The following is a 19,029-nucleotide window of genomic DNA, read 5'->3' on the forward strand; positions in this document are numbered from 1 at the left end:
TAGGGTCGTGAGGGTCACTCGACCGGCCCCTTCCCCACAGCCGGTCGGAAAGGAGAGGGCGTGTCCGGCGTCAGGCGGGTAGCCATGCTGTCCCTGCACACCTCTCCGCTCGAACAGCCCGGCAGGGGCGATGCCGGCGGCATGAACGTCTATGTCAGGAGCACCGCGCTCGAGCTGGCCAAGGTCGGCATCGAGGTGGAGATCTTCACCCGTGAAGCCGGCGAGGGACGTCCGCCCCGCGAGGTACTGGGGGACGGCGTGGTGGTCCACCACCTCGATGCCGGCCCCCGGCGGCGCATTCCGAAGGAAGCCCTTCCGAGTCTGGCGTCCACGTTCGCCGGCGCGATCACCGACGTCGCAGACCTTCTCGCTGACGGCCATTTCGATGTCCTGCACTCCCATTACTGGGTGTCCGGGGTCGTGGGCCTCACCCTCAGCAGGGAGATGAACCTGCCCCTCGTCCACTCCATGCACACGATGGCCAAGGTCAAGAACCTGCGCATGAAGGCGCTCGGTGCCCGGGAGCCGGCCGACAGGATCGCGGGCGAACAGGACATCGTCTCGGGAGCAGCGCGCCTCATCGCGAACACGAGCACGGAGGCTTCCGAACTCGTGTCGCTCTACGGCGCCGCAGCCGACCGGATCGATGTGGTGGCCCCCGGCGTCGATCTCTCGACCTTCCATCCGGGCGACCGGGATGCCGCCCGTGCCGCCCTTGCCTTTGCTCCTCACCAGTTCCACGTGGTGTTCGCCGGCAGGATCCAGAAGCTCAAGGGACCGCAGGTCCTGGTGGCGGCGGCTGCCGAGCTCCGCCGTCGTCGGCCGGACATCCCGCTCGCCGTGAGCATCCTCGGTTCGGGCAGCGGGTCCGAGGCGCTCGCGCTCCAGCCCCTCATCGAGGGTGCAGGCCTCGCCGAGGCCATCAGGCTGTACCCGCCGGTCACGGCTGCGCATCTCGCCCAGTGGTTCCGGTCGGCCGACGTCGTGGCCATGCCGTCCTTCACCGAATCCTTCGGTCTCGTGGCGCTGGAGGCACAGGCGTGCGGCACGCCGGTCCTCGCGGCCAATGTGGGCGGACTCCCGCAGGCCGTCAGCGACGGGCGCAGCGGCCTGCTCGTCGACGGCCACTCGGCGGGGCGGTGGGCGGACGCCCTGGAACGCCTCTACGACGAGTCGTCTCTGCGCGAGGCCCTCGGGCGCGGGGCTGCGAGCCATGCCCTCGCCTTCGGGTGGCAGCGCACCGCGCTGCTGACGGCGCAGAGCTACCGCACCGCCGTCGAGCGTTTCCCTGCGGCCACCGCGAGCTGAAGCAGCGAATCCGCCCCCTAGGATGGAAGCGTGAATCCCGCTGAGCTCGCCGAATACCTCGATTCCGTTCGTATCACCGGTCAGGTGGCCACCTCGCGGCAGGACAACCTCAAGCACATGAGGCTCTTCCTCGAAGGCAACGAGAACCTCGAATTCGGCGTGGAGCTCACGCGGAAGTGGACGTACGACGACGTTTTCGACCTCATGCACGAGCGGGTGGGCACGAGCCCCGACCGCTCCCACACCGAGGGGCAGGACACCATCGACGCCGGCACGTGTGTGGCCGCCCTCGACCGCTTCGCCGACAGGCTCGGCGCATCCGTACGACGGCAGGACCGGATCCTCTTCGCGACGGGCCATCCCGCCGGCCTCCTGCCCGTCCACGCCGCCTTCGCGCGGGCCGCCGCCGCGGCAGGTGCCACCGTGGTCGAGGTGGCCGAGGGCAGGCGCTTCGGGGCCGGTGACATCCGCCAGGTCTTCGGTGTCCTCGTCTGGCACCAGCACGGCGGCCTCATGCACACCCACCTCCCCGAGCCCATGCGGCTGAGCATCGATACCCTGGCACGGGAGGGCATCGGGATGCCCGATCTCGTGGTGGCGGACCACGGGTGGGCGGGACAGGCGGCGAGCTCCGGCTTCCCCACCATCGGATTCGCCGACTGCAACGACCCGGGATTGTTCGTCTCCGAAGCGCAGGGCCAGCTCGAGGTGGCCGTCCCGCTCGACGACAACGTCTGTCCGGGACTGTACGAGCCGCTGATCGCCTACGTCCTCGAACGTGCTGGACTGCCTCCGGCGTGACCCGCCACCGCTGATAGATTTGCCGCATGAGCGATCTTGAGATTGCCCGCGCAGCTGCGGTCAGACCCATCGAGGACATAGCCGAAGCCGCCGGGATACCGCGGGAGGCGCTCGAGTTCTACGGACGCTTCAAGGCGAAGATCGATCCACGCCGGCTGCCCGACACGGCCGGGGCTCACGGCAGGGTGGTCCTCGTGACCGCGATGAGTCCCACCCCCGCGGGAGAAGGCAAATCCACGTGTACGGTCGGTCTCGCGGATTCCCTCGCGCGGGCAGGACAGCGCGTGATGATCGCCCTCCGCGAGCCGTCACTGGGACCGGTGCTGGGCATGAAGGGCGGAGCGACCGGAGGCGGATACTCCCAGGTGCTGCCCATGGACGAGATCAACCTGCACTTCACCGGTGATTTCCATGCCATCACCTCGGCGAACAACGCGCTCGCGGCCCTGATCGACAACCACATCCACCAGGGCAACGAGCTCGGCATCGACCCGCGGCGGATCACGTTCAAGCGTGTCCTGGACGTCAATGACCGGGCGCTCCGGGAGGTGGTCGTAGGGCTCGGCGGTCCTGCGCAGGGTACTCCGCGCCAGGACGGCTTCGACATCACGGTGGCCTCGGAGATCATGGCCGTCTTCTGCCTGGCGAAGGACCTCGAGGACCTGAAGGAACGGCTCGGCGACATCACGTTCGGCTACACCTACGATCGCGCCCCGCTCACCGTCCGCGACCTGCAGGTCCAGGGCGCCCTGGCGCTGCTGCTCAAGGATGCCATCAAGCCGAACCTCGTGCAGACCATCGCCGGCACGCCGGCCCTCGTGCACGGCGGCCCCTTCGCAAACATCGCCCACGGCTGCAATTCGGTCATCGCCACGCGCACCGCGCGGCGCCTCGCGGACATCGTGGTCACCGAGGCGGGCTTCGGGGCGGACCTCGGAGCCGAGAAGTTCATGGACATCAAGGCGCGCGCCGCCGACCTCGCACCCGACGCCGTCGTCCTCGTCGCGACGGTCCGCGCGCTCAAGATGCACGGCGGCGTCGCGAAGGCCGACCTCGCGACGCCGGACGTGGACGCACTCCGGGAGGGGACGGCCAACCTGGCGCGCCACGTACGGAACATCGAGAAGTTCGGCATCTCGCCGGTCGTAGCCATCAACCGGTTCGGAACGGACGCGCAGGAGGAGCTCGACTGGCTGCTCGGGTGGTGTTCGGGAGAGGGCATCGACGCCGCCGTCGCCGACGTCTGGGGTCAGGGCGGCGGCGGACCGGGCGGCGACGAGCTCGCCGGGAAGGTCCTCGCGGCCCTGGAGCGTCCCGTCGACTTCTCGCACCTCTATTCCCTCGACCTTCCGGTCGAGGACAAGATCCGGACGATCGCCCAGGAGATCTACGGCGCCGACGGCGTCGATTTCTCCGTACCGGCACTGCGGCGCCTGAAGGAGATCCAGGCCAACGGCTGGTCCGCGCTTCCTGTGTGCATGGCGAAGACGCAGTATTCCTTCTCGGACGACGCGAGCCTGCTCGGGGCTCCGAAGGGCTTCACCGTCCATGTCAGGGACCTCATCCCGAAGACCGGCGCGGGGTTCATCGTCGCCCTGACGGGCTCCGTGATGACCATGCCGGGACTGCCGAAGGAACCGGCCGCGCTGCGCATGGACGTGGACGGCGAGGGCAACGCCGTCGGGCTGTTCTAGCGGGTCGGGGCCTCACGGCGAGGTCGGGGGCCGCCACAGCGCCGACGGCGAGGGCCGGGACGGCGATGCCGTCCCGGCCCCTGATCGCACCGGCGCGCGGTACGGCTAGCGGTCGAGGTCGCCGCGGATGAAGGCTTCGACCTTGTCGTGGGCGATGTCGTCCGCGTACTGCTCCGGCGGGGACTTCATGAAGTAGCTGGACGCGGAGAGGATGGGACCGCCGATGCCGCGGTCCAGGGCGATCTTCGCCGCGCGGATGGCGTCGATGATGACGCCGGCGGAGTTCGGGGAGTCCCACACCTCGAGCTTGTACTCGAGGGAGACGGGAGCGTCGCCGAAGTTGCGGCCTTCGAGGCGCACGAACGCCCATTTGCGGTCGTCGAGCCAGGCGACGTAGTCGGAGGGGCCGATATGGACGTCGTCGGAGTGGAGCTGCGCCTTCACGTTGGAGGTGACGGCCTGGGTCTTGGAGATCTTCTTAGACTCGAGGCGGTCGCGTTCGAGCATGTTCTTGAAGTCCATGTTGCCGCCGACATTCAGCTGGTACGTGCGGTCCAGCGTGACGCCACGGTCCTCGAACAGCTTCGCCATGACGCGGTGCGTGATCGTGGCGCCGATCTGGCTCTTGATGTCGTCGCCGACGATCGGGACCCCGGCCTCGGTGAACTTGTCCGCCCACTCCTTGGTGCCGGCGATGAAGACGGGCAGGGCATTGACGAACGCGACGCCGGCGTCGATGGCGCACTGGGCGTAGTACTTGGCGGCATGTTCGGAGCCGACGGGCAGGTAGCAGACCAGGACGTCGGCCTTGGTGGCCTTGAGCTGGCCGACGATGTCGACCGGCTCCTCGTCCGATTCCACGATGGTCTCGCGGTAGTACTTGCCGAGCCCGTCGAGGGTGTGCCCGCGCTGGACGATGACGCCGGTGGGCGGAACGTCCGCGATCTTGATCGTGTTGTTCTCGCTGGCACCGATCGCCTCGGCGAGGTCGTGGCCGACCTTCTTGCCGTCGACGTCGAACGCCGCGACGAACTCGACGTCCCCTACGTGGTACTTGCCGAACTCGACATGCATCAGTCCGGGGATGCTCCCGGACGGGTCCGCGTCGCGGTAATAGTGCACTCCCTGCACCAGCGACGCGGCGCAGTTGCCGACTCCAATGATTGCCACGCGAATGGGGTTCTGTCCCACAGTTCTCCTCGAAAGCCCGTTGAATATGTTCCGGCCGTCATCGCCCGGGCGCGGTCGGCAGGAAGTGCCAGTCTACGTTCAGTTTCCAACGCCGATGCATGCGGAGGCATTCCTTGCGCCCGCAGCCGTTCGGCGTCAAGCGGCCCGACACCGGGCCCCTTCTGCCGCAGGAGGGCGACTAGGCTCGGTGGATGACGTCGGGTGAGGGAGCGCGCGGGCCCTACCGGATCAGCATCCCGAGCCGATCGGACCCGGCCCTCCAGCCGTTGGTGGAAGGGATCGGAGGGCCGCTGGGCCGGCACGCCGATCCGGGACGGGTCGCTCCTCAGTGGTTCACCGTGGAGCGGGTGCTCATCCTCCTCACCGTCTGCGCCGCCGCCCTGGCGGTGATCGTCAAGAACCCGTGCCGCGTGGAGGGGTGGTCGTCGCCGGACTACTTCTACCGCGCGTGCTACTCGGACTGGCCGGAGCTCTACCGGAGCCGCGGGCTCGGCGAAGGCGTCCTTCCCTTCATCAGCCCGGGGGCACTCTTCGAATATCCGGTGCTGCTCGGCCTGATCGCCTCCGCCACGGCCCTCCTCGTCACCCTCGCCGCCGGCGGCGCTTCACCCGAGGCGAAGTCCCTCCTCTACTTCGACGTCAATGCGGTCCTCCTGGCGGGGGTATGGATCCTGACCGTGCTGGCGACACTCCGGCTGGCCGCCCGCCGGCCCTGGGACGCGGCGATCGTCGCGACCGCACCGGTGATCATCCTCTCCGGAACCATCAACTGGGATCTCTGGGCCGTCCTGCTCGCGACGGCCGGGATGCTGGCCTTCGCCCGGGACCGTCCGCTGCTCGCGGGCGTCCTGTGGGGACTCGGCACGGCGGTGAAGCTCTATCCGGTCCTGCTGCTCGGGGCCGTCCTGCTCCTGGCGATCAGGACGGGCCGCTACAGGGCCTTCCTCGGTGCGCTGGCGGGCACGACGGCGGCATGGCTCGCGGTCGACCTGCCGTTCATGCTCCGTGACCTGGCGGGCTGGCGCTACTTCCTGACGTTCTCCGAGAACCGCGATGCCGGGTTCTCCTCGGGGTGGTACGTGTACAACGCCCTCGCGCGGCAGTCCGGCGGGGCACCCCTTTCACCCGCTGCGATCAATCTCGGCGCAGCCGTCCTCTTCGCGCTCGCCTGCGCGGGCATCGGGGTCCTCGCCTTGCGTGCGCAGCGCCGGCCCCGGCTGGCGCAGCTCGCGCTGCTGATCGTCGGGGCCTTCGTCCTCTGCAACAAGGTCTACTCACCGCAGTACGCGCTCTGGCTCGTTCCCCTCATCGCGCTGGCCGTTCCCCGCTGGCGGGTGGTCCTCGCGTGGCAGCTCGTCGAGGTCCTCCACTGGGTCGCCGTCTGGCTCTACCTCGGAGCACAGACGAGCGGCGGGGCCCCCGAGCACAACCTCGGACTCGGCATGTACGCGTGGGCCGTACTCGGTCATATTCTTGCAACGGCATACGTGATGGCGGTCGTGGTGCTGGATGTGCTCGCTCCCGAACGGGACGTGGTCCGGCGGATCGGCATCGACGATCCGCAGGGAGGCCCGTTCGACGGGGCCCGTGATCGCTTCACCCTGCGCTTCGGCACGCGGGCATCCGCCACGGAGCCAGCGCGGATCCCGTCGCGATCGTCGGGCCGGCCGCCGGGCCCTGTCGCTCCGATAGGCTGGCATGACCAGGCGGGAGCCCTACCGGCACCCGCGGACGACGGCGACGGGCCCGTGCCGTCGCAGCCTCCAGTCCCATCACCACGAACAGCGGAAGATCATCAGTGAGTGCAGCACCCCTGACCTACAGCCCCCTCGACCGGGCGGCCTTCGACGTGATCGCCGCAGCCCATCCGGAGGTGGTGATCCCCATCGAGCAGACCCCCGACTGGGTCGAGTTCGAGCGGGCCCTCGGTCGGAAGCCCCTGGGCATCTGGGCCTACAGGGATGCCGCCGGGATCCTCGTGGCCACGGCGAGCTATGTCCACGTGGTCCGCCGGTTCAGGGAATCAGTGGTGGTGGTCAACGGTCCGGTCTGGTTCGCCGAGCGTACCCCCGTGGCCGAGCGCGAGCTCATGGAGTCGGTACGCCGCCAGTTTCGCGAGGACCCCTCCGTGGACCCGCTGTATGTCCGCATGCAGGTCGCCACGCCGCAGGCCCCCGCGACGGGTCCGATCGAGCACGGATGGTACGAGCGCGAGATCGTCGTCGACCTCACGCCCTCGGAGCCGGAGCTGCTCCGGAGTTTCCGGCCGAACGCCCGCAACAGCATCCGCCGTGCCCAGCGCAACGGCGTCGAGGTACGTCACATTCCTCGCGAGGAATGGAAGGTGGTCTTCGCCACGCAGCTGTTTCCGATCATGCAGGAGACCGCGGAGCGGGACGGCTTCCAGTCCTTCGACTCGGCCTACTACGAGACCCTGCTGGCCGCTCTGGGCGACCACCTGCGACTCCTCGTCGCCTATCGGGAGGACACCCCCCTCAGCTGGCTGATCACCACGGAGTACCGCGGCTACTCCGTCTACTACTTCGCAGGCAGTACGCACGAGGCCCGCAGTACCTTCGCACCGTACCTGCTCCTGTGGGAGGCCTTCAAGGTCCTGAAGTCCGCCGGCAACACGGCATGCGGGCTGACGGGGATCGTGAGCGAGAACTATCCCGGGCTCGCGAACGTCACGACCTTCAAACGCAACTTCTCGAAGAACGTGGTGGTGGTCCCGACCACCTTCGACATCCCGCTCAGCCCCCTGCGCTACGCGGCGGTCGCATCCTTGCTCGGCGCCCGGCGGACGGCCCCCACGACGGCGAGGTCAGCTGTTCGCCGTGCGAGGGCGCTCGCGCGACGTGCCGTCGGACGGCGGGAGCGCGTCGGCGTGGAGGCCGAGCAGACGTAGCGCCGGACGGGGAGCCACCCCGCGGCAGGAGAGGAAGCGCCATGCCAGATGCAGTCGTAGTCGGAGCAGGGCCGAACGGCCTTGCGGCAGCCGTCGTCATGGCGCGCGCCGGTCTCTCCGTCAGGATCCACGAAGCCGCTCCGACCCTCGGCGGTGGGTCGCGTTCCCTCCAGCTGATGGAGGACGGGCACCTTCATGACTTCTGTTCCGCCGTCCATCCGATGGCCCTCGCCTCACCCTTCTTCCGTGCCTTCGAGTTGAGCCGTCGCATCGGGTTCGCCGTCCCCGAGGTGTCCTTCGCGCACCCGCTGGACGGCGGCCGGGCCGGCGTCGCCCACCGGAGCCTGGAGCAGACCGTTGCAGGGCTCGGAGCGGACGGCGAAGCGTACCGACGGCTTCTGCAGCCTCTCCGGGACCGGGAGCAGGACATCCTGGCCTTCACGCTGAACCACGTGGTGCGGATCCCGAAGAAGCCGGAGGCGGCCCTGCGCTTCGGCCTGGCGGTCCTCGACCAGGGCCTGCCGTCCTGGAACCGCCGCTTCCGCACAGACGAGGCGAAGGCCCTCGTGACGGGGGTCATGGCGCATCCGGTGGGTACGCTGCCCTCGGTGACTGCAGCGGGGGCGGGCCTGGTGCTGAACCTCCTCGCGCACACCGTCGGGTGGCCGATCCCCGTGGGAGGCTCGCAGTCCATCGCCGACGCCCTGGCGCTGGACCTTCAGGAGCACGGCGGGGAGGTGGTCACCAACAGCAGGATCGACACTCTGGCCGAGGTTTCGGACGCGCCCGTGGTGCTTCTCGATGTCGCACCGAAGACCTTCCAGGCCATGTCGCGCGGCAGGCTGCCGTCGGCCTACCGGGCCGCACTGTCCGCCTTCACCTATGGAAACGCGGCCTGCAAGGTCGACTTCATCCTGTCCGGTCCTGTGCCGTGGACCCACCCGGAGTTGCACCGCGCAGGTACGGCGCACCTGGGCGGGACACGGGAGGAGATCGCTGCCGGGGAGAAGCAGGTCAACCAGGGGCAGCACCCGGACAGCCCCTATGTGCTCCTGTCGCAGCCGTCGTCGTTCGACCCGACCCGCGCGCCCGAGGGCAGGCACACGCTGTGGACGTACTGCCATGTCCCGAGGGGTTCCACCCTGGACATGGCAGCGGCCGTGACCGCGCAGATCGAACGGTTCGCGCCCGGCTTCCGCGACGTCGTGGTCAGCAGCCACACGACGACGGCGAGCGAACTCGAGGCGTACAACGCCAACTATGTGGGCGGCGACTTCAGCAGCGGAGCGGTGAACCTGCGCCAGATCGTCGCCCGCCCGGTGCCGTCCCTGCAGCCCTGGGCGACGCCGATGAAGGGTGTCTACCTCTGTTCCCAGTCGACTCCGCCGGGCCCCGGAGTCCACGGAATGGCGGGGATGAATGCGGCCCGGCTCGCGCTCGAGCGGGAATTCGGCCTGCCCATGCCCGCCCTCGGGCTCTGAGCGCCGCACCGGTCGCCGGTCAGGGCCAGGTGGACCGGCTCACGGCTGGATGATCCGCCGGGCGGCCTCGACCGCCGAGGCCCGATGTGCCGACAGCGGCGTCCCCGAAGCGTTCTGCTGCGCGACCAGCGGAGCCTGCACCCAGGCCTGCGCGATGCCGAAGAGGATCGGGAGGAGTTCCTCCGGTGCCCAGGACGGGTCGACGTGGCCCAGGTCCTGCGCCTGCCGGAGAGCCACCAGCTTGACGTCCGGGTCCGCGCCCATCCCGGGCAGGTCGTAGTCCACCCCCTCGAGGCGGGCCCAGGTCAGCATCCTGAGGATGTCGGGATGCTCGTGCGTATGGTCGAAGAGCCGGCCCACGAAGGCCGGGACGTCCAGGGGATCGAGGACCACGGCGTCGTGGAACGCGATGGCGTTGGTGTCGAGCACGGCCTGGAACAGTGCCGACTTGTCGGTGAAGTGCGCATAGAGGCGTTCCTTGCTGGCACTCGCGGCCTTGGCGATCCGATCGACGCGCGCGCCCGCCAACCCGTAGGAGGCGAACTCGCTCCGAGCGGCCAGGAGGATCCGTGAGCGTACGTCCGTCGTCGACTGCATGCTCCCAGCATACCAAACGAACTAGTTCGTTTGACTCTCGGAGAGGGCAGCCCTACCCTCGGAACCAGACCATTTCTGAGGAGATCCATGACAGTCCCACCCTCGGGCGCCACCAGCCCCTTCGCTGTGGAGGACGCCCCCGCCAAGGCCCCGGCCAACCGCTGGCTCGTGCTGGCCATCGTTGCGCTCGCACAGCTCACCGTCGTCCTCGACGGGACCATCGTGAACATCGCCCTGCCGCAGGCACAGGCCGAACTCGGCATGTCCGACAGCGATCGCAGCTGGGTCGTCACGCTCTATGCACTCACCTTCGGCGCGCTCCTGCTCCTCGGCGGCCGTATCGCCGACTTCTGGGGGCGGAAGCGCTCGTTCCTCATCGGCATGGGCGGCTTCGCCCTCGCCTCGGCCATCGGCGGGATCGCGACCTCGGGCGAGATGCTCCTGGTGGCCCGCGGACTCCAGGGCGTTTTCGCCGCACTGCTCGCTCCCGCGGCGCTCGCCATCCTCTCGGTCACATTTCCCGGCGGCAAGGACCGCGTCCGGGCCTTCGCCGTCTACGGAACCATCGCCGGTGGCGGAGCCGCCGTCGGCCTCCTGCTGGGCGGTGTCCTGACCGAGTACTTCAGCTGGCACTGGTGCCTGCTCGTGAACGTGCCCATCGCCGTCGTCGCCATCGCCGTGGGCCTCCCCGTGCTGCGGGAGAGCCGTGCCGAGGGAAGCACGCGCTACGACGTTCCCGGAGCGGTCCTCGTCAGCCTCGGCCTCGCCTCCGTGGTCTACGGCTTCTCCCGGGCCGAAGCCGGGTGGGTCCGCGCCGACACGCTGGGCTTCCTCGCCCTCGGCGTGGTGCTGTTGGTCCTGTTCCTCCTCGTCGAATCCCGTTCGGCCCACCCCCTCCTGCCGCTGCGCATCATCACCGATGGTGCCCGGGCGGGCGCATACCTTTCCTCGATCGCGGTAGGCGCCGCGCTGCTCGGTGCGCTGCTCTACCTGACGCTGTACTTCCAGATCGTCCTCGGCATGAGCCCGCTGGTCTCCGGGCTCGCGTCCCTTCCGATGACCTTCGCCATCATCGTCTGCGCCGGCGTCGTGTCGCGGCTCCTGCCCACGGTCGGTCCCCGCATCCTCATGACCGTCGGCCCGCTCATCGCCGCTGCAGGGCTGCTGCTGCTCAGCCGCATCACCGTCGGCGGTTCCTACGCCCTCGAAGTTCTTCCCGCGCAGATCCTGCTCGGGATGGGGCTCGCCTTCATCTTCGTCCCCCTCCAGAACGTCGCCCTCCTGGGCATCGCACCGAGGGATTCGGGCGTGGCGAGTGCCGCCGTCACTGCGACGCAGCAGATCGGCGGATCCATCGGGACCGCCGTCTTCACGGCCCTCTACACGGTGGGTGCCGGGACCGGTACCGCCGAGGGAGCCGCGGGCGGGCTGCAGTCCCTCGTGGACGGGTACTCCGTGGTGTTCCTGGCTGCCGCAGTGGCCCTCGCGCTCGCGTCCCCGATCTCCTGGTTCATGGTCAGGGTCGCGCGTGACGAATTCACGACGTCGGGTGAGGCCGTACACCTCGGATAGGAGCGGGCAGCGCCGGGCGAGGAAGCGAGGGCTCCGGTCCAACCCAAGTATTTGTGCAGGATATAGCCGCTACAGGCCGTTCGCGCCCTCGGCCCGGCGCCGCGCCCCTATGCTTGCGATTCCACCACCGGAGCGAGAACGGGGACTGCATGCGGCGCGACGACGCCCCCCTACGTGACGGCCGTCGCCCTGCGCAGCCGGGCCATGCCCAGGTGCTGACCGCCATGATGGTCGTGCTGCTGGCCGTGTATACCGGCGGCCTTCTGCTCGGGGACCAGGAGACGTTCGATCCCCTCTTCGACGGCTGGCTCTGCGTCCTGACGGAGCTCTCCGCCGTCGCCCTGTGTATCAGCGCGGCGGTGCGGACCCGCTTCGCGCAACGGCAGGTCCTCCTGGCCGCGGGCGCCGTGATCGCCTACGCCGCGGGCGACGCCTACTACGCCGCCTCCCTGGACGGGGAGGTGGCCCTGAGCTACGCGTCGTGGGCGGACGTCGGCTACTTCGCCTTCTATCCGCTCATGCTCGGCGCCGTCGCCGTGGTGGTGATCAGGAAGCTGAAGGACCTGATCTGGCCGTTGATGCTCGACAGCATCGTGGGGGCGCTGGCCGCGGCATCCCTCATGGCACTGGTCCTCGCGCCCGTCCTCCGCATCGACGGCTCGGGCGGTACGGCCTTCGAGGTGATCATCGCCGTCGTCTATCCGCTCCTGGACCTCCTCCTCATCACCGCCGTCGGCGGCGTGCTCGCCTCCCGCGGCCTCGATATCGGTCCCCGCTGGCCCCTCCTCGTCTCGGGCCTGATCATCTTCTCCGCTGCCGATGTCGCCTACGCGCTGGGCATGCAGGAGTACGCCGTGGGGTCCGTCATCGACGCCGGCTGGGTCGCAGGGATAGCGGCCATCGCCGCGTGGACCGACGGTGCGGCCAGTACCGGCAGGGGATCACACCACCGGAGCCGCGGGATCCCGGAACTCGCCGCACCCCTTGTATCCACCGCATCGGCGCTCGCGGTGCTCGTGATCGGCTGCCAACTGCGGATCCCCCTGCTCGCGGTGGTCTTCGCGGCATCCACGCTCGCCCTGGCTGCGGTCCCCCTCGCGTTCCGGAATCGCATGCTCGTCACCCTCGCCCGGACGGACGAGCTCACAGGGCTGCCCAACCGGCGCGCCCTGCTGGCCGACGTCCCGCAGCGGCTCGGGACCGGGCAGCCCGGAGCCCTCTTCCTGCTCGACCTCGATCGCTTCAAGCACGTCAACGACGCCCTCGGGCACGACGTCGGGGACGTGCTCCTGGTCCAGGTCGGCCGGCGCTTCAGGCGGCAGCTGCGCCCTCAGGACATGCTCGCCCGCCTCGGCGGTGACGAGTTCGCCGTGTTCCTCCAGGGCGTGACGGAACAGGACGCCGTCGCCACGGCCGAACGCCTGGGAGCGGCGCTGTCCGACCCCGTCCAGGTGGGCACGGCGGCGCTGCAGGCCGGCGCCAGCATCGGCATCGCCCTGACTCCGCAGCACGGCACGGACATGAGCCTGCTCATGCGCAAGGCGGACATCGCCATGTTCCGTGCGAAGTCCGCGCGCAGCGGCCACCACGTCTACGACGCGACGGACGACGACGACGGTGAGCTCCGGCTGCGCACCGTCCAGGAGCTCCGGATCGCCCTCGCGGAGGACCAGTTCGAGATGCACTACCAGCCGAAGGTCCGGCTGGCGGACCGCGAGGTGACGGGCGTGGAGGCCCTCGTGCGATGGAACCACCCCACGCGCGGGCAGTTACCCCCGACCGCGTTCCTGCCCCTCGCCGAGGAAGCCGGCCTCATGCCCGCCCTGTCCTCCCTGGTGCTACGACGCGCCGTCCGTCGGGTCGCCCGGTGGCGGGCCGCCGGACTCGACATCTCGGTAGCGGTCAACATGTCGGGCTCCTGCATCCTGCCGGGCCTGCCGCACGAGATCCTCGCCCTGCTCGAGCAGTTCGACGTGCCGCCGTCGTGCCTCATGCTGGAGATCACCGAGGACGTACTCATGTCCACGCCGACCGGCACCGCCGACATCCTCGCGGCCCTCCGCGGCGCGGGTGTCCAGATCGCCCTCGACGACTTCGGGACCGGCTACAGCTCCCTGGCCTACCTTCGCGTTCTTCCGGTCGACGAGCTGAAGCTCGACCGCTCGTTCATCACCGCCATGGGGGACGACGACCGGGCCGACGGGCTGGTGGGGTCGATCATCGACCTCGCGCACAGCCTGGGCCTGCGCGTGGTCGCCGAGGGTGTCGACGACGAGCGGACGGAGGAGGAGCTGAGGGCGCGAGGCTGCGATTTCGGTCAGGGCTTCCACCTCGCCGTGCCGCTTCCTGCGCGCGAGGTGGGTCCCTGGATCGGGGGACACACAGTGGGGGCCGGCCGTGGCTGACGTGTCACAGGCCAGGGGCGCACGTGAAGGATTCGTCGGAATATCGGGACAAGGGGACGGATGCGCTCGGTGGTGCTTTCAACATCTGGCAGTGTGTCAGTTATGACTTCGGACCCCGATGCGCGCGTTGCACTGATCATCGAAGACGACGCCGACGTGCGCCAGTTGCTGGTCATGACGCTGGGCATGAACGGCTTCACCACCCTGGAGGCCGAGAACGGACGGCAGGGTGTCGCGCTCGTGCGCGAACGCCGCCCGGACCTCGTGACGCTCGACCTGAACCTCCCGGATATCGACGGCGTCGAGGTATGCCGGCAGATCCGCCCCCTGACCGATGCCTACGTCATCATGATCACGGCGCGGCAGGACGAGATCGACCGCCTGATCGGCCTCGAGATCGGGGCGGACGACTTCGTGATGAAGCCCTTCAGCCCGCGCGAGGTCGGCGCTCGGGTGAACGCGATGTTCCGCCGTCCCAGGAGCACGGTGCGCAGCGTGTCACAGCCCCTGGTGGGCGTCGAGCCCGAAGCGGCGCCCCAGGCGGCGTCGGACAGGCCGGCAGAGGTCACGGGGGCACCGGGACAGGTGGAGGGCCTCCTGGTGCACGGACCCATCACCATCGACACCGAGGGCAGGATCGCGATGCTCGACGGCGTCGAGCTGCCCCTGACGCGGATCGAGTTCGACCTCCTGGCCACGCTCGTCTCCGGGCCCCGCAGGGTCTGGCAGCGTGAGACCCTGCTGTCGCGGATCTGGGGTGACGGCTGGGTCAATGACCAGCACCTCGTGGAGGTGCACATCCGGAACCTCCGGAAGAAACTCGGCGAGGACACGAAGGCGCCCAGGTTCATCCGGACGGTCCGCGGTGTCGGCTACCGGATGATGCCGCCCAGCGCGGACTGAAACTCCACAGCCAGGCCCTGCAGGCGCGCGACGAGCCCGGAGTGGGCCGTCGGCTCATCGATCGATCCCAGGGCCGCGGCGGAGGACTCCTCCAGGCGGCGTGCTCCCACCATGGACGAGCTGACATTCAGGCTGAGGAGTGCGACGACGGCGGCGTCCGTGTCGCGGGCCGCGAAGGCGGCTTCCACGGCGGCGATCCGCTGCGGCAGCATCGCCGCGAACATCTCCGCGAACTGCAGCGCGCCCGCCTGGTTGGCGAGTTCCACCCCGAGGTTCCCGAGGGTCCGCCGGTCGAGCACGGGAAGCTGGAGCACCTCGGTCCTGTCGGTCGCGGGACGTGGACCGGCCGGGACGCCCTGGGCCACGGGAAAGGGGAGGTGGGACGTGGCCACGCCTGCTCCTTCTGCTGCCGCTGGATCCTGTGCCGGTCCGGAGGGCCACCCGTCGACGCTGCCCCGCCGGCCCCGGTGGACGGACCGGGACCGGCGGGAAGATCGCGGAGAGCTGCACTCCTGGTTCCACTCTGGCCGTCGGTCTTCAAACACGCCGTGGCCGAAGGGCGAAGGAAGACCGAAGAAAAGGCGAACGTCAGGCGGTGCCACCGTCCCTGCCCGCAGGCCGTGTGCCCAGCAGGAGGTTCAGCGCCCACCCGAGTGCCGCCAGGAGCACGATCGCGGCCGCCATGGTCGCGAACTGCACCGGGGTGTGGAGGATGCCGAGGCTGACGATCAGGGTGGTGGCTCCCGCCGGGGGGTGGGGCATCCTCAGGAGCGTCAGGACGAGGGTGGTGAGGGCCACGGACACCGCTCCGGCCACGACGTGCGGCGCCTGGAGGCCTCCCACCGGTGCCGCCTGCAGGTCAGCTGTCCCGAATCCGTAGAAGCACGCCACGCCGGCGGCGAGCCCCACCCCGTGCCCGACGATCGTGTTGGTGGGCCGGGATGCCGGCTGTCCGGGGGATTCGAAGAACAGCATGACCGTGGGCCCGAGGCTCGGGAAGAGCCAGGGCAGGTGGCTCACCAGGCCGACGAGTCCGAGGGCGGCCAGGGTGAGGAGGCTGAGGGCCGCTGCGTAGACCCCGGCGCCCACGGTGCCGTACCGGGAGCGCATCCGGTCGAGCGCGGAAGGGCCGTCCTTCACCGGGCCACCAGCAGGGCCTGCGGAGCCGCCTGCTTCATCCGCGTCCGGAGCCACCTGCTCTGCAGGTCGGAATCCTGCTCGCAGCCCGCCACGATGTCGAGCAACTGCCGGTCCCTGCTCCCCGCCGCAGCCTGGCCGGTCATCGTCCACATGATGTCCAGGTGATGCACGAGGACGTAGAGGTCCTGCAGGTCGAGCAGCAGGCCGAGCGGGCCGGACCGCGCCTCCTCGACGCCGTCCGCCGTGACCCTGTGCTCCTCCTCGCCCTCCACATCGGCGCCGAAGCGCTCGATGACGGGACCCAGCGCCGCGATGTGCCGGTCGCACTGCTCGGCGAGCGTCCTGACGATGAAATGGACGTCGGGTTCGTCGGCGTGCCCCTCCGCGACCACACGGAACGACCGGGCGAGGATGTGCTCGGCCTCCTGCAGCAGGCCGAGGTAGACGGGGAGTTTCATGGCTGCTCCTCGCGGGTCGCGACCGCCGGCGGGGTGGTGTCCGGGAACCTCTCGGTGGCTTCGCCGGCCGTTCCGCCCACGGTCGCCCGCACCCCGGCCCGTGCCGGCCGGGATGCGGTCGTGGTGGGCGCCGGTGCCGGCCCGCCTGCATGCCGCAGCTTCTCGATCCGCACCGCGGCGTTCTTGAAGACGGGCTGCTTCGACACCGGATCCCACTCCGTCACGGTCAGTTCGTTCGCGGCGTGGGAGGCGCCGGCGTGGTCCGTTCCATCGCCGTCGGGGTCCCACGAGCCGTAGTGGAACGGCGCGAACACCGTTCCCTCGCGGATGTCGCCCACCCGTACGGGCACCTCGAGGTGTCCACGCGCCGACCGCACCGCGACGACGTCGCCCTCCACAAGCCCCAGCCGCTCGGCGTCCGGGACGGACATCTCGATCCAGGCGCCCGGAGCCGCCCGGTTCAGGGGCCGGCTCCGCCCGGTCTTGGTCCTGGTGTGGAACTGGTAGACGGTGCGACCGGTGCTGTAGCGCAGGGGGTACTCCTCGCTGGGCTCCTCGTGCGGCGGCCGGTAGTCCTCGCTCTTCAGCCAGGCCTTTCCCGGCTCCACCCTGGCGCGGTACACGACGGGGCCCGTCGCGGCACCGGTGAGGAGGTCATGGCCGTAGGACTCGCAGTACTCCGGATCCGTGGGGAAGACGCCGTCCCCGTAGAGACGGACGGTCCCGTCGGGGTGCTCGTCGTTGCACGGCCAGGGGATGCCGCTGCCGCCACGCAGCCGTTCGTAGGTGATCCCGGTGTAGTCGCACGGCCGGCCGCGCGTGCACTCCTGCCAGGCCCGGAAGCCGTCCTCCGGGCCCGCCCAGTCGAGCAGTGGGGCGCCACTGCGGGTACGGAAGCCCATGCGCCGCGAGTAGTCGAGGAATACGTCGAGATCGCTCCTGGCCTCACCGGGCGGCTCCACCGCCTTCTCGGACAGGTGCACGGTGCGGTTCACATTGGTGAAGGTCCCGGTCTTCTCACCCCAGGCCGCGCACGGCAGGACGACGTCCGCGTACTGCGCCGTCTCGGTGAGGTACAGGTCCTGCACCACCAGGAAGAGGCCCTCCGTGTCCAGGATGCGGCGGATCCGCTCCAGCTGCGGCATGGAGACCGCCGGATTGGTGGCGGAGACCCACAGGAACTCGATGGATCCCTGCTCCACGTAGCGGAAGATCTGCATGACGTGGGTGGGGGGAGCCCAGTGCGGGATCGTGTCCGGCTCCACGTCCCACAGCTCCGCGAGTTCCCGCACATGGTCCGAGTTCTCCCAGTTCCGGAAGCCGGGGAGGTCACCGTCGGCTCCGCACTCGCGGTTGTTCTGTGCCGTGGGCTGGCCGTTCATCTGCAGGATGCCGCACCCCTCCCGTCCGAGCAATCCGCGCAGCAGGTGCAGGTTGTTGACCTGGCAGGACGACGCCGTCGCCTGCGCGGACTGGTAGAAGCCCTGCAGCACGGTGGACAGGACGCGCTCGCTCGTGCCGAAGATCTCCGCGGCCCGGCGGACGTCGTCCGCGTCGACCCCGCAGGTCTCGGCCACGGCCTCCGGCGTCCAGCGGTCGACCGTCGCCCTCAGCTCGTCGATGTTCAGCGTGTGGTCGGCGATGTACTGCTCGTCGATCCAGCCGTGGACCAGGAGTTCGCGGACGAGGCCGTTCATGAGGGCGAGGTTGGTGCCGGGGCGGAGGGCCAGGTGGACCTCGGCCACCCGGGCCACCTCCGTCTCCCGGGGGTCCACGCAGACCACGCGCGGTGGGTTGGGCCCGGCGAGACGGTCCAGCACGCGCATCCAGAGGACCGTCTGCGTCTCCGCCATGTTGTGGCCGAACAGGAACATGGCGTCACACTCGTCGATGTCCACGTAGCTGCCGGGCTGCCCGTCCGCGCCGAAACTCTCCTTCATGGCGGTCGCGGCCGTCGCGGTGCACAGGCGGGTGTTGCCGTCCATGTGGGGTGTCCCCACACCGGCCTTGCCGAGGATCCCGAGGGCGTAGTACTCCTCCAGGAACAGCTGGCCCGTCGTGTAGAAACCGTGACTGAGGGGCCCCTTCGTGTCCAGCAGCTGCCGGCTCCGCTCCACGATGCGGCCCATCGCGGTGTCCCAGTCCGTCTCCACGAGCTCGCCGTCCACGCGGATGAGCGGCCGGGTGAGCCGGTCACGGTGCTCGACCCCCTGCCAGCTGCCGAACAGGCCCTTGGGGCCCAGCCTGCCGTGGTTGACGATGTCCTCCTGGCGGCCTCGGATCCCCACCATGCGGCCGTCCTTGACCGCGATGTCGCAGCCGCACCCGTTGCTGCACAGGACGCACGCGGACTGCACCCAGCGGTCCACGTCCTCCTCCGCGACGCCGGGTGCGAGCGCCTGGTCGACGCGCACGGGCCAGCGCTCGTCCCGGGCGTAAGGGGTCCGGGTGCCCCAGATCTCGGCAATGCGGTCGATCATGGCGGTGCCTCTCGACGGGATGGGGCGCGGGGTGGCGCGTTTCCGCGCCCACGCTACCGCCGCCCTCCCGCCGCTGCGAGGAGAAGTTCCT

At 69.7% G+C, this 19,029-nt stretch carries 15 protein-coding genes; 9 read left to right on the forward strand and 6 right to left on the reverse strand.

The features are described 5' to 3' along the window. Nucleotides 1–60 precede the first annotated feature (60 nt). From mshA to AC1MFI_RS05375, 3 genes are read left to right on the forward strand one after another with little or no spacing between them, the layout of a single operon-like run. Complete coding sequence (mshA, locus tag AC1MFI_RS05365; protein ID WP_479820086.1) at nt 61–1,308, forward strand: D-inositol-3-phosphate glycosyltransferase; 1,248 nt, start codon at nt 61–63, stop codon at nt 1,306–1,308. A gap of 30 nt (nt 1,309–1,338) precedes the next feature. Continuing rightward, nucleotides 1,339–2,109, forward strand: coding sequence for a phosphatase (locus AC1MFI_RS05370; RefSeq protein ID WP_479820087.1), 771 nt, complete (start codon nt 1,339–1,341; stop codon nt 2,107–2,109). 26 nt (nt 2,110–2,135) lie between these two features. Next, entirely contained in the window at nt 2,136–3,803 is a 1,668-nt protein-coding gene (locus tag AC1MFI_RS05375) for a formate--tetrahydrofolate ligase (protein WP_479820088.1), read from the forward strand. A gap of 105 nt (nt 3,804–3,908) precedes the next feature. Here AC1MFI_RS05375 and AC1MFI_RS05380 read toward each other — a convergent pair whose 3' ends face one another. Next, a complete protein-coding gene (locus AC1MFI_RS05380) occupies nt 3,909–4,994 on the reverse strand; it encodes an inositol-3-phosphate synthase (protein ID WP_479820089.1) in 1,086 nt (361 codons plus the stop codon). A gap of 191 nt (nt 4,995–5,185) precedes the next feature. On the opposite strand from AC1MFI_RS05380, the gene AC1MFI_RS05385 reads away from it, so the two are divergent. Genes AC1MFI_RS05385 through AC1MFI_RS05395 form a run of 3 tightly spaced genes read left to right on the forward strand, consistent with a single transcriptional unit; the run spans nt 5,186 to nt 9,383 of the window. Next, a complete protein-coding gene (locus tag AC1MFI_RS05385) occupies nt 5,186–6,796 on the forward strand; it encodes a glycosyltransferase family 87 protein (protein ID WP_479820090.1) in 1,611 nt (536 codons plus the stop codon). Next, a complete protein-coding gene (locus tag AC1MFI_RS05390; RefSeq protein WP_479820091.1) occupies nt 6,793–7,902 on the forward strand; it encodes a lipid II:glycine glycyltransferase FemX in 1,110 nt (369 codons plus the stop codon). The genes AC1MFI_RS05385 and AC1MFI_RS05390 overlap by 4 nt, the downstream gene beginning before the upstream one ends. A gap of 41 nt (nt 7,903–7,943) precedes the next feature. After that, nucleotides 7,944–9,383 (forward strand): phytoene desaturase family protein, encoded by a 1,440-nt coding sequence (locus AC1MFI_RS05395; RefSeq protein WP_479820092.1) that lies wholly within the window; start codon nt 7,944–7,946, stop codon nt 9,381–9,383. 39 nt (nt 9,384–9,422) lie between these two features. Here AC1MFI_RS05395 and AC1MFI_RS05400 read toward each other — a convergent pair whose 3' ends face one another. Next, the gene (locus AC1MFI_RS05400) at nt 9,423–9,980 is read right to left on the reverse strand and encodes a TetR/AcrR family transcriptional regulator (RefSeq protein ID WP_479820093.1); all 558 of its coding nucleotides are present in this window, start codon (nt 9,978–9,980) and stop codon (nt 9,423–9,425) included. 87 nt (nt 9,981–10,067) lie between these two features. Between AC1MFI_RS05400 and AC1MFI_RS05405 the strand changes: the two genes are divergently transcribed. From AC1MFI_RS05405 to AC1MFI_RS05415, 3 genes are all read left to right on the forward strand, one after another. After that, nucleotides 10,068–11,552, forward strand: coding sequence for an MFS transporter (locus AC1MFI_RS05405; protein ID WP_479820094.1), 1,485 nt, complete (start codon nt 10,068–10,070; stop codon nt 11,550–11,552). A 149-nt stretch (nt 11,553–11,701) separates the two neighbouring features. Continuing rightward, the gene (locus tag AC1MFI_RS05410) at nt 11,702–13,957 is read left to right on the forward strand and encodes a putative bifunctional diguanylate cyclase/phosphodiesterase (RefSeq protein ID WP_479820095.1); all 2,256 of its coding nucleotides are present in this window, start codon (nt 11,702–11,704) and stop codon (nt 13,955–13,957) included. Nucleotides 13,958–14,059: 102 nt separating this feature from the next. Next, nucleotides 14,060–14,860 (forward strand): response regulator transcription factor, encoded by an 801-nt coding sequence (locus tag AC1MFI_RS05415; RefSeq protein ID WP_479820096.1) that lies wholly within the window; start codon nt 14,060–14,062, stop codon nt 14,858–14,860. On the opposite strand, the gene AC1MFI_RS05420 is transcribed toward AC1MFI_RS05415, so the two are convergent. From AC1MFI_RS05420 to AC1MFI_RS05435, 4 genes are all read right to left on the reverse strand, one after another. Beyond that, a complete protein-coding gene (locus AC1MFI_RS05420) occupies nt 14,830–15,252 on the reverse strand; it encodes a hypothetical protein (RefSeq protein ID WP_479820097.1) in 423 nt (140 codons plus the stop codon). The genes AC1MFI_RS05415 and AC1MFI_RS05420 overlap by 31 nt on opposite strands. Nucleotides 15,253–15,448: 196 nt before the next feature. Then, a complete protein-coding gene (locus AC1MFI_RS05425; protein WP_479820098.1) occupies nt 15,449–16,000 on the reverse strand; it encodes an HPP family protein in 552 nt (183 codons plus the stop codon). Next, on the reverse strand, nt 15,997–16,458 hold the full coding sequence (locus AC1MFI_RS05430) for a hypothetical protein (RefSeq protein ID WP_479820099.1): 462 nt from the start codon (nt 16,456–16,458) through the stop codon (nt 15,997–15,999). The genes AC1MFI_RS05425 and AC1MFI_RS05430 overlap by 4 nt, the downstream gene beginning before the upstream one ends. Then, nucleotides 16,455–18,938 (reverse strand): molybdopterin oxidoreductase family protein, encoded by a 2,484-nt coding sequence (locus AC1MFI_RS05435; protein WP_479820100.1) that lies wholly within the window; start codon nt 18,936–18,938, stop codon nt 16,455–16,457. Before AC1MFI_RS05435 ends, AC1MFI_RS05430 begins: the two co-directional genes overlap by 4 nt. Nucleotides 18,939–19,029 lie beyond the last annotated feature (91 nt).

The organism is Arthrobacter sp. BC5 (assembly GCF_056680255.1).

What these genes read in the sequence shown, in the direction of transcription:
- AC1MFI_RS05375 (WP_479820088.1), top strand. Translation starts at nt 2,136, where the DNA reads ATGAGCGATCTTGAGATTGCCCGCGCAGCTGCGGTCAGACCCATCGAG.
- AC1MFI_RS05385 (WP_479820090.1), top strand. Translation starts at nt 5,186, where the DNA reads ATGACGTCGGGTGAGGGAGCGCGCGGGCCCTACCGGATCAGCATCCCG.
- AC1MFI_RS05395 (WP_479820092.1), top strand. Translation starts at nt 7,944, where the DNA reads ATGCCAGATGCAGTCGTAGTCGGAGCAGGGCCGAACGGCCTTGCGGCA.
- AC1MFI_RS05400 (WP_479820093.1), bottom strand. Translation starts at nt 9,980, where the DNA reads ATGCAGTCGACGACGGACGTACGCTCACGGATCCTCCTGGCCGCTCGG.
- AC1MFI_RS05405 (WP_479820094.1), top strand. Translation starts at nt 10,068, where the DNA reads ATGACAGTCCCACCCTCGGGCGCCACCAGCCCCTTCGCTGTGGAGGAC.
- AC1MFI_RS05410 (WP_479820095.1), top strand. Translation starts at nt 11,702, where the DNA reads ATGCGGCGCGACGACGCCCCCCTACGTGACGGCCGTCGCCCTGCGCAG.
- AC1MFI_RS05415 (WP_479820096.1), top strand. Translation starts at nt 14,060, where the DNA reads ATGACTTCGGACCCCGATGCGCGCGTTGCACTGATCATCGAAGACGAC.
- AC1MFI_RS05430 (WP_479820099.1), bottom strand. Translation starts at nt 16,458, where the DNA reads ATGAAACTCCCCGTCTACCTCGGCCTGCTGCAGGAGGCCGAGCACATC.
- AC1MFI_RS05435 (WP_479820100.1), bottom strand. Translation starts at nt 18,938, where the DNA reads ATGATCGACCGCATTGCCGAGATCTGGGGCACCCGGACCCCTTACGCC.